Source organism: Streptomyces sp. NPDC031121, assembly GCF_055570615.1.
This window is the reverse complement of the sequence record NZ_JBVIGV010000007.1, coordinates 306,768-319,661: the sequence shown is the minus strand read 5'-3', so window position 1 is coordinate 319,661 and position 12,894 is coordinate 306,768. Positions and strand designations below refer to the sequence as shown.

Genomic DNA, 12,894 nt, shown 5'->3' with positions numbered 1-12,894 from the left:
AGGGGTGTGGTGTGTATCCGGCGCCTAGCTTTTTTTCTTTTATTGCGTGTTGCCCTCCCCCCCCCCCCCCCCCCCCCCCCCCCCCCCCCCCCCCCCCCCCCCCCCCCCGCTGTTCAATCAGTGCTCAGGCTGCTGGCTACTGGAACAGTTGCCAGATGGTGTACAGGTCGCCGCCGAAACCGGCGGCAGTCAGCGGAGCCTTCCAGTACCAGGACAGGCCGTTGTACCAGGCCTGGAAGGTGGCGTAAGAGCCCTTGACGGCCTTGAGGAAGCCCGGAACCTTCTGGAACAGCTTGATGATCGGGTCGAGTCGGCCCTCTGCGGCAGCCTCGCCGTTCGCGATCTCCACCAGCTCGGCGCGCTCGGCCGCGTTGATCTCGATGGGGGAGTTCAGCAGGGCGTTGGCCAGGGTGCGGACCGCCTGCTTCTGCTCCAGCGTCGTCGCGGTGACGGTGGTGGAAGCGGGAGCCGTGGTGCTCGCCTGCGCAGCAGTGCCGCCGAGGCCCAGGGCCAGCGCCGCAAGTACAGCGATGCCGCTGATGCGTATCGTGTTGCGATTCACGTATTCTTCCTTTGTGTCATGCACAAAGGGGTGCGGAGATCAGGTGCCTGTTCGTGGAGCCGTCGGCTTGGACACTTTCGGCCCCGAACCGCGCCTGGCTCCGCCCCCCGTGCGAATGGCCTTGTCTGCACCACCAGTTGGCCAGGTCAGGGGCCGCCCGGTGAGTGCTTCATGAACGTAACGCAGCGGCATGATCTCCCGAAAAGCCTTATTGGGGTGACCCAGGTCACACCGCGCATTTCGGTCATGTTTTGCCAATCGTGGATAACTCTCCGGCACCCCTAATAGCTGCTCCCAGCAGCGAGTCTCTGCGTGTTGCAGGGGGACAACACTTCACCGCTGGTGCATCAGTTGGCTTGATTCGTCCTCGGTAGAGGCGTGTCGGCCGCTACTGCGGATTTGAGTCACCGCCCCCACCCGCGCCAGCGGACAAGGCCGCGGCCATCCACGGGGCCGAAGACGATCCGTCCTTCGGGCTTCACGAGAGGCTTGCTGGCCGGACCGGCCGGCCTGCCTTCGGGTGAAGCGCCGAGTCATGAGCGTGATGGCGGCCCAGGTGATCAGTGAGCTTCTTCGATGTGGCCACCGATCGGGTGACGGCCCGTGAAGCGCAACGAGCGAGGCCCCCGGGCTGTTGATCGAGATGTCTGACGTCTCAATCACGCTGCTCGGGGGCCTCGTTGGTCATCCATCCTGCCGCACTCGACCTGCCGCATGCACTCGTGGAGTGGGTCACCATGTTGATCGTCACCGGTGAGGGGGACCGGCGCTGCAAGCTCCGTCCGTCCCAGCGAGCGATGGTGGCACTGGTGTACCTGCGAGAGCACATCACCCTGGCGAAGATCGCTGCCGGGTTCGGGGTCAGCGAGTCCACCGCCCATGCCTACACCAGCGCGGTCGTCGACCTCCTCGCCGCCCGTGCACCGGGTCTGCTGAAGACGCTGCGCGACCACGATCCCGACTTCGTCCTGCTCGAGGGCACTCTCGCTGAATGCGACCGGGTCGGTGACGGCCGGGCCGACTACTCCCACAAACACCGACGCCACGGCGTGAACGTGCAGGTCGTCACTGATCCCGGCGGCCGGCTGCTGTGGCTCTCGCCCGCCCTGCCGGGCCGCACCCACGACCTGACCGCCGCCCGCACCCACCGGATCATCCGGATCTGCGAGCGCCAGGGCGTTCCGATCGTGGCCGATCTCGCCTACCAGGGCGCCGGTCCGTGGCTGACCACGGGCATCAAGCGCAGGCCCCTGAAGAAACTGTCTCCCACCGAGAAGACTCGCAACCGTGCCCTGGCCGCCACACGGGCACCCGTCGAGCGTGGAGTCGCCCGCCTGAAGTCCTGGCGGATCTTCCGCAGGCCCCGATGCAGTCCCAACCGCATGACGTCAATCGCCAAGGCCGTCCTCAACCTGGAGCTGCAACGCTGAAGAAGCTCATTTGACATTTTACCGGGGTGAGCTGCTCCGGGAGCCGTCCATGAAACGTCTTTCTGGGTTACGGCATATGCCCGTAGCGGAAGAGGAGGATCCGGATCAGCCGCGTGTCGTGTAGTGATCTGCAGGGACTTTCGGTGCGTTGTGGCAGCGTGCGGCGGGGCACGGTTCGGCGACCCTTCCGCTGAAGGATCACTGCGGTCCCATATGGTCGCTTCGAGGTTCAGTTCGGCAGGGCCCATGACTCCTCACCGTGAAGTAGCCCAGACGTCCGTCCAAGGTGGATCCCTACTGAAGAGGCAGCGCCCTTCGCGCCGGCTGGCCGCTCGTCTCGGAGCCTGAACCCGTCGGCCGACTCGTCCGTCTCACCGTGGTGTGCCAGGGCGGCCGGCACCGCAGCGCGCCGCCGCCGAGGCAGTCGGCCGACTCGTCTGGGAGGCATGGGGCGGCGCCTACGGAGTGGAGATCAACCACCACCACATCAACCACCCCGTCCTGCCCGCCGCCGGCTGACCCGACAGGAACCCGACAGCCGTAGACCTCCGCCCGCCGAGGCGTAAGGGGGTCCACGGGCAGCGGCTAAGGGCTGTCCCGTAAATGATCTCTGGCGTGCCTGGTGGTCTGCTGGTTTCTGTGTCACCCGGCAAGGACGAGGTTGTGCAGGCGGGCGACGCCGAGCATGGCGTGGTGGACACCGTCGCCTTTCAGGCGGCAGTCGCGAAGGATCTTCCAGCCCTTCATCCAGGCGAAGACGTGCTCCGCACGGGCACGGACTTTGCGGTGGGAGGCGTTGTGCTCCTCCTTCCGGGCCGGGAGTTCGCTCTGGCCCTTCTCGCGGCGGTGCGGGATGACCAGACCGGTGCCGCGGTAGCCGCCATCTGCGATGACCGTGGCCTTGCCGACGGCGTCTTTCGCGCCGGACAGCTCCCACGCCCTGCAGTCGTTGCGGTTGCCGGGCAGCGGTCGGCCGACCGCGACGACGAGCCGGGTGTCGGCGTCGATGACGACCTGGTGGTTGGTGGAGTACCGGTAGTTCTTCGACTGCTCGGCCACCGTGTGGTCGCGGGTGGGTACCAGGGTGCCGTCCACGATCAGCACGGTGTCCTTGCGGAACCGCTTGCGTGGCTGGAGGGCGAGCGCGGGTCCGAGGTGGTCGATGATGCGGTCGGCGGCCGACTTCGACACCCCGAACAGCGGGGCGAGTTGGCGCAGGGTGAGATTGGTGCGCCAGTACGCGGCGACCGGCAGGACCCGGTCCTCCAGCGGCAGGCTCCACGGCCGGCCCTTGCGCACCGGGTCCGCACCCTCCCGACGCAGCGCGGTGACGAGCTTGCCGAACTGTCGCGGGCTCAACCCTGTGAACGGGGCTATCCAGGACGGCTCCGACGCCGTGATCACACCCGCCATCCCAAGATCATCTCACCCGCGACCAGCACTTACGGGACAGCCCTTAACCTCTTCGTCGAATTCCCACAGAGCGTCGAGGAACTCCTGAGTGCAGACCGGGTGGTCGTACCGGTTCCCGAGCGGGGCACCTGCAGCGAAAGCGTTCCAATCCGCGGATGCCAGGGCTCGGCCGCCGTCGGCACCCCGTGAGCCCCGAGCAGCACGACGCCGACGCGTCCGGCCAGGAGCTGGCTCGCATCAGCCACCACCAGCACGAGGCCACGGCCGCGGTTCACGGTTTTCCAGGCCCCGGCCGCCGCCGGGATCGGGCACGGGCAGGCCGACGACATCGTGGCGAAGCTGGAGGCCGGGGCGTTAGCCGGCGCCCACACCTGGATCTCCGAGAGCAGCCCCCGCACGGGTCCGAGCCGCGGTTCGAGGACTGCTTGTTGGCCGGGGTCCGCGACGTCGCCAGCTAGCTTGCTGCGCATCGCCGACACCACCGCCACCGCGGGGCGCGGGCGGGCAGCCTCCAGCGCCATGCTGCTCGCCCACGTCCAGCAGCCGCCCTCCCCGCCCCGGAAGAGACGACGGCACGAACCCGCTCCGGCCCGGCCTCGGTGCCGCCGCTGGAGGCGAAGGACGTCCTGGCGGTGGCGGCACGCTTCCCGTAGGCCGTGGCCGCGCCGGGGACGCGCCACTGGCCGGACGGGTTGGACTTCCTGGATGTCGCTGAGCACGGTGGGCAACGAGGAACGCGCGGGGTACATCGCTGCCTGCTGGTGACGACGTCGTACCTCAGCGGCCACGAGCTCGTTGTAGGGCGCGGAGGCGGCCACGGTGTTCTCGTGCAAGGCCAGGGTATGGACAGAGCCCCACCTCCCATTCCAGGCGGTGCCCCTCCCCTGCCCGACAGCGGCAGATGGTCATGGAGCAACGGCCGGCGCGGCCCGCGCCCCGTGGTGGCGGAAGCGGGTGGCGACCGGACCGCCGGGCGGTCGCACCCGGTAGATACCTTCCTTGCCGTACCGGATCACCGGACCTCGTCCTCGATCCATTCCAGGCCGGGCGGCGGCCGTCGCCGGCCATGGTCGCGGGGAGGTGGTGGCGGTGCATCTGACCGGCCCGGATCAGGGAGCGTCATCTCCCCGAACACGAACAACCCGGGTGCGGGGAGGATTGGAACGACGATGCCACGAGAGCCCGGGTGCGGCCGCCGGCGGCGGCGTCCGGCCGAGACGTCGGGTTTTGCGGCCACGCCGGGGGTCCCGCCTGCACCGGCTCCTGCACGAAGCGCGGAGAGAGTTGTCACGCGTCGTTCAGGTGCCAGGAGGACCAGGGGCCGAAGCTCGTGCCTGCCACGATCCGCCACCGCACTTGGCTGCCCTTGTATCCCCACTTGTTGGTGCTGCTGTTCTCGTAGAAGTCCTTGTTGCAGACTCCCCACTGCCCGGTGTTCAGTTGGTAGGCGCTGCAAGTGCCCATGCGGTGGGTCTGCCACCGGCTGCCGTCCCACAGGGCGTTTTCCCACTGCACCTCGAGACTGGTCGCGGGAGAGTCCCAGTTCCGGACCCAGAACTGGTCACCGTACTTCCTGAAGCATCCGTTTCCGCTGGTGACGGACATGCATATGGCGTCCGAGGGGAGGGATCCCGGTGTGGCGTAGTCGAGGGCTGCCGGGGCCGGGGATGCCCCGAGAGCCACGGGAAGCAGAACGGCTGCGGCAGTCAAGAGGGCGCGGGAGGTCCTCATCGTGTCATCTCCATTGTCCGGGGCGACCGGCTGTGCCAGGGCAGTGTGGGCGTCAGGCGCCGGGCTGTCCACGGCGAGGAGGCGTTTCCCGCCACCGAAGACCGGGACAGACGGTGTGGAATGGCCCGCGCGGGGACGGTGGTGTACCGCGCCCGCCGACCGGATCGAGGCGGTGTGGGCGCGCCACGCGGAGGCGGAAGCCGACGCCGCGCACCAGGACAGAGCTGCGCCGACATCCAGCGGGTGGCGCGGCAGCAGGTCCCGATCCGGAGCAAGCTGCCGTGGATCTCCCCACCATGCCGACGAGCCTGAACCCCACAGCATGATCACGTCAGCAGGTCCCGGAAACAGACCCCGGTGGCGCAGTGGCACCCCGCGCGCAACAACGGGCTGACGGCCGCAGAGGTCACTGCCGGTTCGCACCGCCTGGTCTGGTGGAAATGCAGCGTGTGGTCGGCGAGTTACGGGCCAAGGTGTTCCACCGCGTCCGCGGCGTGACCTCGTGTCCCTCCTGCTCCGGCCGGGTGCGCAACCAGGCGCTGTCGGGCGAGGACCCCGAGCTCGCGGCGCTGTGGCACCCGTCCCTGAACGGCGCCCTCACCCCGGCGGAGGTGACCGCCGGGGCCAACGTGCCGGTCTGGTGGCTGTGCCCTGCCGGGCACGAGCCTTGGTCCGCTCAGGTGGCGCAGGTGTTCATGGGCGGGCAGGGGTGCCCGCGTTGCCGGAAGCGGACATGCGTCTCCCGTCAGGAGGCGGAACTGGTCGCCGAGGGTCGGTGGATGCGGCGGTACCGTCCCGTTCGCGCACCTGGAGCCGGTCTCGGCGCGTTCCCCGTGGTACCGGGCAGACGCGGGGTCCTGGGCGGGGATGCTCCCGCTACGACCACGCGGCGGTCGTGAACGGCAACAACCAGGGCGGTCAAGACGCCCATCACGGCTAAAGTGCCCATGACACACTCAGCTCGGTCATTGCCGGGAGCCGCTCGAAGGGCACGCCATCAGCAGCTTCATCGTCATCCGCCCTCTTGGCGCGTAGCGCGCCCGGCACCGGCCCTGCGGGCCGTCGTCGCGTCTTCCTGCTCTCCGGGGTCGCCTGTGGGTGATCCCGGCCGCTGCCAGGGCGTCGCGCCGGTCGCGGGCGTCGCGGTGGCAGGAGCCGTTGTCGGTCAGGATGCGTTCGAAGGTCATCCCGACGCTGGTGAAGTACGCGGGGGCCCGCTGCCAGAAGCCGGCGGCGGGGCCGAAGGATGCAGTCGTTCGTTGGAAGGCGCGGATCGGCGTCAGTCCGGGTGGTCGATCAGCTCGAAGGCTGCGGACTGCAGTCGGGCGGTGCCCGCGTGGGTGGTCCGGTCATCCGTCGCAGTGCGGAAGAACGGGCTCGCGCCCGCCGCCAGGCGGGACGGCCGGCACTGCGGACCAGGATGCCGCCCCTGGAGCTTCACCGGGCGGCATGGACGGGTTTCGGAACTCCGTCCTGTGGCGGGCTGCGGTCACGTGCGGTCGCCCAGGAACGCGGAGATGTCCTTGCGTGTCGGGTAGTTCGGCAGCGGGGCCGGCTTGTCCTGGAGGAACGCGCTGATCACAGCGGCGGCTCGCTCGTCGTTGCCGTCCAGGCCGTTCCACATGTGGTGTCCGACCCCGGGCATGTACTGCGTGCGCTCGACGGCCGGATCATGGGCAAGGACGGCGGTCGCCCACTGACGCAGCTGGGAGGAGCACTCGGCGATCATCAGCATCGCCGGGGTCCATGACCGGCCCAGCTGCGGGGCGATGGAGGGCGAGTCCCTGACCGTCTGTTGGACACGGAGGCTGGCGGCGGGGCTGAAGGAGAAGTTCTGCGGCGTGTCCTCGACGGGGATGCGGTGCGCGTCGCGCGCGCAGTAGGCGGATGCCGTGTCGCCGCCGAGGTCTGCGGCGGTGAAGGCGTTGTCCCCTTCGGCCTGTCCGATGAGCCCGGTTCCGGGGGTGAGCAGTCCCAGTCGCATGAGGCCGAACGCGATGGCGTAGCGGGGGACGTGTGTCGATCGCGGCCCGGCGGGGGCCGGAGCGAGGCCCCGCGCCGATGGCCTGCCCTTGTGCCCGCCGGCGCGCGCGGTGGGGCCGTCCATGGGGCCCGGTTCGGCGATGACGGCGCGGTGCAGGCGTCCGGCGACCTCCGGGTCGGCCAGGGCCCGGGTCAGGACGGCTCCGCCCGAGGAGAACCCGAGGACGTCGACCTTGCCCTTGCCCAGGTGGTCGACGAACGCGGCGAGGTCGCGGACCGACCGGGAGATCGTGTACTGGCCCATCGGCAGCAGGTCACTTCGGCCGCCGCCGGCGTGCTCGTAGGCGTAGACGTCGTAGCCGCGCCGCGCCAATAGCTGAAGGAAGCGGTGGTCGATCACCGAGATGCCGCGGACGGGGCCGCCGGGGAGGTATACCAGCGGAACGGCCTGCCGGGCCACGGAGCCGGCGGGAGGGTAGTGGTACACCGCAACGCGGCTGCCCGTCGCCAGGCTCCAATGCTGCGTGGCCACGAACGGCAAGGGGGGCGGGGACTGCCGATCTGCCGGCACCGTCGGAATGCAGACGGCCGCCGACAATGCCGCCGCGACGACGACCGGCAGGAACGGCACCAGCTGCGCCGGCCAGGCGCGCCGCCTTCGCCGCACCCGCCATGCAGCGAGGGCGGATCCCAGCGCCAGCGCAGTGAGCCATGCCGCGAGACCCGAGCCAGCCCCGTCCGTGAGGACGATCAGCGCGACAAAGGCGGCGACCAGTGCCACGACGGCGGCTTGGGCCTGAACCAGCGTGAGGGATAAACGGCCGGCGTGGCGGACGAGACGTATGGCGGGCGAGGGCAAGGCGACCTCCGACAGTTTCAGAACACCGTTTTGAAACGACGTTACCAGAAGGAGGTAGGCTGCCGACGTGGGTAGGCCGAGAACGAACGACGACGCCGTCAGAGAGCGGCTCGTGTCATGCGCGACCGAGATGCTCGCCACCCGCCCCAGGGAGTCGGTGACCGTACGCGCCGTCGCCGCTGCCGCCGACGCGTCCACGACGGCGGTGTACTCGCTCTTCGGCGGCAAAGACGGGCTGATCCGTGCGGTACGCGACAGAGCCGTCGCCGGGCTTTTCCAGAGCCTGTCGGCGGTACGGACCCCCACGGACCCCCTGGACGACCTCTACGCGCTGGCCGCCGCCTACCGCCACTGGGGACGCGGACACGCCCACCTGTACACGGTCCTGTTCGGCGGTGTTCAGTCCTTCGACCCCGGCGGGCCGGTCGGCGCCGCAGACCCCGTCCGCCCCCTCGTCGAAGCGATCGACCGCGCACGGGCGGCATCCCTCCTCGACGGCGAGCCCACACCCATCGCCCTGTCGATCTGGGCCACCCTCCACGGGCTCGTCACCCTCGAACTCGCCGGAGCCCTCGACACGGCCACCGCCGACACCGCATTCCGATCGACCATCCACGCCACACTGCGCGGATGGACCACCCCCGCGGTATTCCGCACCCTCCGCCAACCGGAACCAGGCCCCTGAGGAGGCAGAGATGCCCACGATCTCGCCGGCCTCGACGGTGACAGTGCGGACGTGGGGCGGATGGAGCCGGTGTCGCGCGAGTCCCATGTGCGGTGAAGAGTGCCGTTCCTCGGCACAACGCGGCGCCCTCGGGGCTCTCGTCCTCGATCGTCGTCACCCACCTCCCCGGTACTCGAGGGCATGCCAAGATCGACGCCATGCCTCTCCGCATTCCTCGCCTCCGGATCGGTTCGGACGCCAGGACGCGGTCGGTGAACGGTGCGAGGTCACCGCCCGTCGGGCAACCAAGCAGGTGCGACCCGTCCGACCCCCGGCGCCGCACCGGCAACGCGCGACGGACCTGCCCAACAGCCCACCCGGGGCGGCCGCACCGGCGTGGAGAGGTTGCTGCTGGGCGGGATGGCCGGCACGGCACTGCGGACTCACCGCCCATCCGGGGCGTCCGGCATCACCGCGGACGTACGCGCCCCCATCCGTCCGGACAAACGGGTGGCCGACAGCGAGCGTGCCGCGGCAGGATGCTCCGCATGACCTTGCCCACCCCCGAGCTGCACACCGCCCGCCTGCGGCTGCGGCCGTTCACCGACGCCGACGCGGCGTCGCTCTACGCGCTGCACAGCAGCGCCGACGTGCTGCGCTATTGGGACTCCCCGCCGTGGACCGAACCATCCCGCGCCCAGCGCTTCCTCGCGACCTGCCGGACGATCGAGGAGGAAGGCACGGGAGCGCGGGTGGCCGTCGACCGCGTCTCCGACGGCGCGTTTATCGGCTGGTGCGGCCTGACCAGCTGGAACCCGGACTTCCGCAGCGCGTCCCTGGGCTATGTCTTCGATGCCGCCGCGTGGGGCCGCGGCTACGCCACGGAGACAGCGCACGCCGTCCTGCGGTGGGCGTTCGAGACCCTGGACCTGAACCGCGTCCAGGCCGAGACCGACACACGCAACGCGGCGTCCGCCCGGGTCTTGGAGAAGCTCGGCTTCGTGCGCGAAGGCACCCTCCGCGAGGACTGCGTCGTCAACGGCGACGTCTCCGACTCCTGGGTCTTCGGGCTCCTCCGCCGCGAGTGGCACCCGACCGCCACGCCGACAGCCGGCCGCTGACACGGGGGTTGCAGCAGCTACTTGCCGCCCAGTTGCAAAACGTCGAACGCGACGAAGCAGGCCGGCCACCGGGCAGTCAGGCAGACGGCGCCGCGGGCACGGGCCAAGGCCCGGCGCTGCAACGCCCCGCTTCGGCGTCCCACACGACCAGCTCGCCGCCCAGGACCAGGCCCGTGCGGCAGCGGGGGCTCGGCGGCCGCCACCCAGGTCCGGTCGTGGCCTCCGCGAGGCTGCGGCGCTGCTGGCCGGCTTCGGCCGCGGCTGCTCCGCTGGGATGGCGGTGATCGATCCGCTCCACGGCTGAATCCACGGCGGACGCGGCCCGGGCGGTCGGCATGGCGTCGGGATTTGCGCGGTTTGTCGGGTGATGATGGCACGGTGCGACTTGATCACGTGTCCTATGCGGTGGCCCGCGACAGCTTCGCCTCGACCGTCCAGTGGATCGGATCGGCCCTCGGCGCCGGGTTTGTCGACGGGGGCGTGCACCCGCGGTTCGGCACCCGCAATTTCATTCTCCCGCTGAGCGGCGGCACCTACGTCGAGGTCGTGACCACACTCGACCACCCCGCCGCCGACCGCGCACCTTTCGGCCAGGCGGTCGCCCGCCGGGCTGCCGAGGGCGGCGGCTGGCTCGGTTGGGTGGTCTCCGTCGACGACATCGCCCCGGTCGAGGCTCGTCTCGGCCGCACCTCGTCCGAAGGCCACCGTGTCCGCCCCGACGGGTTCGACCTGAGGTGGAAGCAGATCGGCCTGCTCGAACTGATGGAAGACCCCCAACTGCCCTACTTCCTGCAGTGGTTGGTGCCCATCGAGGAGCGCCCGAGCGCCGATCCGCGCACCGCCACCACCATCCACGGGGTCTCCATCGCCGGTGACGCCGCCTCCATCGCCGAGTTCCTCGGCGAACCGGCCGACCATCCTCTGGACCAGATCGACGTCACCTGGGTCAAGGATGAGGAGCCGGGCCTGGTCTCGGTGGAGTTCGCCACCGCCCATGGCCCGGTCACGATCTGAACAAGGTCCCCACTACCTCGCCAAAGCCGCAGGCCGGGGTCTCCTGGAGACCGGCAGCGCCTGCCGGTTCCCGGGCGCAGCCGCTCGGACCACAGCGGGTGACGGAACTCGCCCCCGCTGCGGCCGACGGCCCGATCGGCGCTGACTTCCGCCGCCGGGCCCGGACGACTCGAGGGGTGACCCGAGCCGGCCGCGGTGAGGTGCTCGGCTACCCGGCGGGACTGCTCGGGGCGTAGGGGGCCGCGCGGCCGACCACGACGAGGCCTGCATCGGAACTCGTCAGCCCTGAGGGATACGACGGTGCGGACCGCAGGCCGTCAGCCGGGCTACGTCAACCGCTCGTACGACCTGCGTCCCGGGGACATGCTGTTCTTCCAGTACAGGGGGCCGCGTCTACACCCGCACGGCCGTGAGGCGGGGCGGCAAAGGAGACAAGGCGGGGATCGCCGAGTATGCGTGCGCGCCGCTCACCTGTCCGAGATCCTCGCGGGCAATGAGGGGAAGATCGTGGCGGCCGCCGCTCTGGCCCGAGCTACTCGGCAGTGATCCGGGCAAGGGCGTCCTGGAGTTGGCGGACGGCCTCCTCCGCCTCCGTGTACTCCTCAGGACTTGCGAGAATGGTGCCGAACGTGCCGCCTTGATCCGCAGGAAGGGCGCGCCAGCGCAGGATGGGTTCGAGTGCGTTGATGGCGCCGGAGAGGAACCAGGCCATGCGGCCGTGCGTGCGAGCGAGGGAGATCGCCAGGACGGCAAGCGCTTCCCGTAGATGTTCGAGCCGGTCAATGCTCGGCAGGGCCTTTTGAACCCGCAGCGGCCCCACGGCGTTGCGCAGGCCCGCCTCCGTCTCCAGAGCGAGAGCGCGGTCGTCCGCAGCCAGTTCCCAAAGCCCGTCCGTCATCTGCTGCTCGGCTTCTTCCACCAGCACCGCGACGATCCTCCGCATGTCCATGCGGCTCACTTTACTGATCAGGTCCACACGAACCGACCGGCTTCGTACCCTTCCTGACCTCGCTCATGGAGCACTGAGGAACGGACGCCTCAGGGGCGGGGGATGCGCCGCCGTTCCGACCGCGGCTCGTTCCGGGCCTGCGGTCGCCCGCCGGGTTCAGGGATGTGATCGGAGCAGGCGCCGTACGCGCGCCCCTCCCCCGGCTCCCCCGGACCAGACCCGTACACACGCCCGCCAGTCTTCACCCGATCAACCGCCCGAGGCCGACCGTCGGATCGTCGCGGCTTCCCTGCCCGCCCCCTGCGACCGCCGGCCGAACCGGTCGGACACCCCGCCTGGCGGGCGAGCGTCTTGCAGACCTGCGGCTCGGCCGTGGCCGCCCTTGGCGTCCGGGCCCTCGGTCGCCTCCGCCGGGTCATCGCCGATGCAGCCGCAGCCTGGTACCCGGCACCGTGGAGTGATACGTCCTCGCACGGCATGCGGGGAAGCGTCGCCCCTGGCGGCGCGGGAACGGGTGGCGCACGTTCTGGGCACCACCTGGCGTGCAGCCGACACCGGCGCCTGCGGCAGAGCGCTGGGCCGGCCCGGGCATCGCCGCCGTACGTGGGCAGCCACCTGGGCAAGCCCTCCTCGCGGGAGGCTTGCCCAGGCTGCGCTGGGCTTGCCCGGGTGCCTAGGCCTGCCGCTACTTCAGCAGGGTGCGGAACTCTTCGAAGTCGAGGACGCCGTCGTGGTTCGCGTCGGCCGCCATGGCCTTCCTGACCTCTTCAGCGAGGTGCCCCTGGGCGCCCTCGGCCTTGAACCCCTCCGCCAGTTCGACGACGTTGATCCGCCCGTCGCCGTCCTTGTCGATCTCATCGAACAGCGCCCTGAGCTCGGCCTCGTTCATCACATATCCCTTTCGCGTTCACAGGCCCCGAAGGCCCACATGCCCCACCACCCTGCCACACCATCGACGTCACGCCGGCCGCCGAGCACGGGGCTCACCGCCATGGTCCGGCCGGGTTGCCGAGCCGCCTCTGGCAGGTGGCCGGCCCGGGCCCGCTTCGGCTTGCCTTTTGCTGTGCAGGAAGGGGGAACCACGGTGGACGCCACGAGTCCCTTCGCGCGCGAGCGCACCTCCGCCCGTGTGAAGAAAGGCATTGGTTGTGCGCGAGGCAGGCTCGTA

At 70.1% G+C, this 12,894-nt stretch carries 13 protein-coding genes; 7 read left to right on the top strand and 6 right to left on the bottom strand.

Annotated elements, in window-relative coordinates; all coding sequences use genetic code 11:
- Window positions 1–136 precede the first annotated feature (136 nt).
- Entirely contained in the window at window positions 137–562 is a 426-nt protein-coding gene (locus tag ACZ462_RS15685; RefSeq protein WP_467809652.1) for a hypothetical protein, read from the bottom strand.
- Between the two features lie 680 nt (window positions 563–1,242).
- Here ACZ462_RS15685 and ACZ462_RS15680 point away from each other — a divergent pair.
- Together ACZ462_RS15680 and ACZ462_RS15675 are read left to right on the top strand one after the other, a co-directional pair.
- Window positions 1,243–1,992 (top strand): transposase, encoded by a 750-nt coding sequence (locus tag ACZ462_RS15680; protein WP_467809653.1) that lies wholly within the window; start codon window positions 1,243–1,245, stop codon window positions 1,990–1,992.
- A gap of 381 nt (window positions 1,993–2,373) precedes the next feature.
- A complete protein-coding gene (locus ACZ462_RS15675; RefSeq protein ID WP_467809654.1) occupies window positions 2,374–2,511 on the top strand; it encodes a hypothetical protein in 138 nt (45 codons plus the stop codon).
- A 123-nt stretch (window positions 2,512–2,634) separates the two neighbouring features.
- On the opposite strand, the gene ACZ462_RS15670 is transcribed toward ACZ462_RS15675, so the two are convergent.
- A complete protein-coding gene (locus ACZ462_RS15670; protein ID WP_467809655.1) occupies window positions 2,635–3,405 on the bottom strand; it encodes a transposase in 771 nt (256 codons plus the stop codon).
- A gap of 1,287 nt (window positions 3,406–4,692) precedes the next feature.
- The gene (locus tag ACZ462_RS15665) at window positions 4,693–4,920 is read right to left on the bottom strand and encodes a hypothetical protein (RefSeq protein ID WP_467882818.1); all 228 of its coding nucleotides are present in this window, start codon (window positions 4,918–4,920) and stop codon (window positions 4,693–4,695) included.
- Between the two features lie 573 nt (window positions 4,921–5,493).
- Here ACZ462_RS15665 and ACZ462_RS15660 point away from each other — a divergent pair.
- Together ACZ462_RS15660 and ACZ462_RS15655 are read left to right on the top strand one after the other, a co-directional pair.
- Entirely contained in the window at window positions 5,494–5,634 is a 141-nt protein-coding gene (locus ACZ462_RS15660; protein WP_467809657.1) for a zinc-ribbon domain-containing protein, read from the top strand.
- On the top strand, window positions 5,577–6,035 hold the full coding sequence (locus ACZ462_RS15655; RefSeq protein WP_467809658.1) for a zinc-ribbon domain-containing protein: 459 nt from the start codon (window positions 5,577–5,579) through the stop codon (window positions 6,033–6,035). Before ACZ462_RS15660 ends, ACZ462_RS15655 begins: the two co-directional genes overlap by 58 nt.
- A 590-nt stretch (window positions 6,036–6,625) precedes the next feature.
- Here the strand turns inward: ACZ462_RS15655 and ACZ462_RS15650 are convergent.
- Window positions 6,626–7,651, bottom strand: a complete 1,026-nt coding sequence (locus tag ACZ462_RS15650; RefSeq protein WP_468252202.1) for an alpha/beta fold hydrolase — start codon at window positions 7,649–7,651, stop codon at window positions 6,626–6,628.
- A gap of 394 nt (window positions 7,652–8,045) precedes the next feature.
- Here ACZ462_RS15650 and ACZ462_RS15645 point away from each other — a divergent pair, with 394 nt between their 5' ends.
- The 3 genes from ACZ462_RS15645 to ACZ462_RS15635 all read left to right on the top strand — a co-directional run bounded on the left by ACZ462_RS15645 (window position 8,046) and on the right by ACZ462_RS15635 (window position 10,777).
- The gene (locus tag ACZ462_RS15645; RefSeq protein ID WP_467809660.1) at window positions 8,046–8,663 is read left to right on the top strand and encodes a TetR-like C-terminal domain-containing protein; all 618 of its coding nucleotides are present in this window, start codon (window positions 8,046–8,048) and stop codon (window positions 8,661–8,663) included.
- A gap of 527 nt (window positions 8,664–9,190) precedes the next feature.
- Window positions 9,191–9,763, top strand: coding sequence for a GNAT family N-acetyltransferase (locus ACZ462_RS15640; RefSeq protein WP_467809661.1), 573 nt, complete (start codon window positions 9,191–9,193; stop codon window positions 9,761–9,763).
- A 378-nt stretch (window positions 9,764–10,141) separates the two neighbouring features.
- A complete protein-coding gene (locus ACZ462_RS15635; protein WP_467809662.1) occupies window positions 10,142–10,777 on the top strand; it encodes a VOC family protein in 636 nt (211 codons plus the stop codon).
- Between the two features lie 532 nt (window positions 10,778–11,309).
- Here the strand turns inward: ACZ462_RS15635 and ACZ462_RS15630 are convergent.
- Window positions 11,310–11,726 carry a hypothetical protein gene (locus ACZ462_RS15630; RefSeq protein ID WP_467809664.1) on the bottom strand — a complete coding sequence of 139 codons (417 nt, stop codon included), beginning with the start codon at window positions 11,724–11,726 and terminating at the stop codon, window positions 11,310–11,312.
- Window positions 11,727–12,411: 685 nt separating this feature from the next.
- On the bottom strand, window positions 12,412–12,615 hold the full coding sequence (locus ACZ462_RS15625) for an EF-hand domain-containing protein (RefSeq protein WP_467809665.1): 204 nt from the start codon (window positions 12,613–12,615) through the stop codon (window positions 12,412–12,414).
- Window positions 12,616–12,894 lie beyond the last annotated feature (279 nt).